The sequence below is a fragment of the Streptomyces lushanensis genome, assembly GCF_001700515.1.
Classification (GTDB): Bacteria; Actinomycetota; Actinomycetes; order Streptomycetales; family Streptomycetaceae; genus Streptomyces; species Streptomyces lushanensis.
The window spans coordinates 1-2,441 of the sequence record NZ_MAUD01000553.1 but is presented as its reverse complement, the minus strand read 5'-3'; the positions used below and the strand labels follow the sequence as shown (position 1 = coordinate 2,441).

The 2,441-nt window shown below is 74.7% G+C and carries 1 protein-coding gene and 1 pseudogene; both read left to right on the top strand.

The features are described from left to right. Window positions 1-29: 29 nt before the first annotated feature. Window positions 30-1,466, top strand: a complete 1,437-nt coding sequence (locus BFF77_RS37425) for a sugar transferase (RefSeq protein ID WP_425424455.1) — start codon at window positions 30-32, stop codon at window positions 1,464-1,466. Next, window positions 1,466-2,441: pseudogene (locus BFF77_RS36395) on the top strand (hypothetical protein); the annotation flags it as partial. The gene BFF77_RS37425 and the pseudogene BFF77_RS36395, both read left to right, overlap by 1 nt.

Here is a 2,441-nt window from a genome sequence, read left to right as displayed (position 1 = left end):
AGGACGGCCTCGCGCCGCTCGCCGCCGTCCTGTCCGCCGCCGTCCTCGGCGACGAGCGGCGCGAGGCCGTCCTGGCCGTGCAGCTCGTCGTCTCGGTGACCGCGCTGCACGCGCTCGGCGGGCTCTACCGTCCGGGCGTCGTCCTCTCGGCGCTGGACCAACTGCCCGCGCTGGCCACCCGTATCGCCGTCTCGTGGTGCGCGGCAGCGGCGGTGCTCGCCGCGCTCCTGCCGGGCACCGCCCTGGGGATCACGGCGCTGCTCGGCGGAGCCCTCGTACAGCTCGTCCTGACCTGCGGCGGACGCTCGCTCGTCCACGCACGCCGGCGTGCGACGGCGCGCAGCCGGCCGAGGTCCGTGCTGGTCGTCGGTACGGGCCCGGCGGCGCGGCGGCTGACGGCACTGCTCGTCCAGCATCCCGAGTACGGACTGCGGCCCGTCGGGATCGTCGCTCCGACCCGGGACGACGGCGCGAACGGCGGTCGCGGCGGCGGGGGTACGGACGCTCCCGCGCTGCCGGTGCTCACCTCCACCGAGGGCATCCACCGGGCCGTCATCCAGAACGGCGTGCGGGAAGCGCTGTTCATCGACTCCGGCCACGGAGACGGCGGTCCGGGCTCCGGAGCCGGGACCGGTGCCGGTCCGGGGGTCGGTCCCGGCGGCTATCTCGACGCCGGGTTCCGCGATCCGGCCTTCGCGAGGCCCGGGTTCGGCGGCTCGCGTGAGGGTACGGACCGGTCCGCCCTGGTCGCGCTGTTCCACGAGTACGGCTGCGCCACCTCGTTCATCGGCGCGGGCCCCTGGGACACCACCGCTCCCGCGCCCGGCATGGACCGGCATCTGTGGGGGTTCGCCTGGCGCCGGACGGAACCGCCGGCCGCGCGCCGCCACGGCGCGGTCGGCAAACGCCTGCTGGACGTGGCGGTCACGGTGCCCGTCCTGCTGGCGATCTCGCCGGTGCTGCTGATCTGCGCCCTGGTCGTACGGTTCGGCGACGGTCCCGGTGTGCTCTTCCGCCAGGAACGGATCGGCCAGAACGGGCGGCCCTTCACGCTGCTGAAGTTCCGTACGCTGCGCCCGGCCGACGACCACGAGGCCGCCACCCGCTGGAACATCGCCAACGACCTGCGGATGAGCCCGGTGGGCGGCTTTCTGCGCCGTACCTCGCTGGACGAGCTGCCGCAGCTCTGGAACGTCCTGCGCGGTGACATGAGCCTGGTCGGCCCCCGGCCGGAACGCCCTTTCTTCGTCGCCAACTTCAGCAAGACCCATCCCGGCTACGCGGCCCGGCACCGGATGCCCGTCGGTATCACCGGGCTGGCCCAGGTGCACGGGCTGCGCGGTGACACCTCCATCGAGGACCGGTCCCGGTTCGACAACCACTACATCGACCACTGGTCGCTCTGGCAGGACGTGTGCATCCTGCTGCGGACCGCGGTCTCCCTGGTCCGTCCGGCGGGAAGCTGATGGCCGCCGACGCCCTCGGCGTCCTGCTGCCGGCCGCGCGCCGGCCGCGACCGCCGGCCCTGGCGGGTCCGGTGGGCGCGGCGGGCGCTGCCGGCCTCTGGTGGCGGCGGTTCTCCCGCCGGTACGCGCCGGTGCTGCCGGCCGTGGCGGTCGTCGCGCTCATCGCCGTACCGGCGGCTCCCGCGGGCGACGGCTCCGCCGGATCGGGCAATGTCGCGGACGCGGCCTCCGCGCTGCTCGTCCTGTACTGCCTGGTACGGGTGCTGCGCGAGCGGGCCAGGCCGCTGACCAGAACCGCCGCGCTGGTGCTGGGACTTCCGGTGCTGGCCGTGACCGTCGCCGCCCTCACCGCGCACGAACCGGCGGCGACCCTGCCCGGCCTGGCGCGCTATCTCCAGATCTTCGTCCTGGTGCCCGGCGCGCTGCTGCTGCTGATCCGTGACCGCGCGGACTTCCGGCTCGTCGCCGGTGCCGTGGTCGCCCTGGCGCTGGTGCAGGGCTCGATCGGTGTGACGCAGTATCTGACCGGCACCGGTGCCTCGTACATGGGCGAGAACATCCGCGCGGTCGGCACCTTCGGAGCGACCGATGTGATGGGGATGGCCACCGTCGTCGCGTACGGACTGGTCATCGCGGTCGGGTTCGCACTCGCTCCGGTGCGCGGTGCACGCGGTCCCGGGTCCGGTCCCGCCGACGGCCACGGGCCCGGCGCCCAGGGCCACGGCGTGAAGGATCACGGCGCCCGGGACTGTGGCGTACAGGGCCATGGCGCCCAGGGCCACGGCGTACGGTGGCCCGGCGGGCGGCGGGCCGTCGCCCTGGTCTGCGCCGGGCTGCTGACCCTGCCGCTCGCACTGTCCTTCAGCCGTGGCGCCTGGATCGCCACGGCTGTCGCCGTCGTCCTCCAGCTCACGCTCTCCGGAGTACGCAGGGCCGCCGTGGTCGCGCTCGCCGCCACGGCGGCCCTGCGTACTC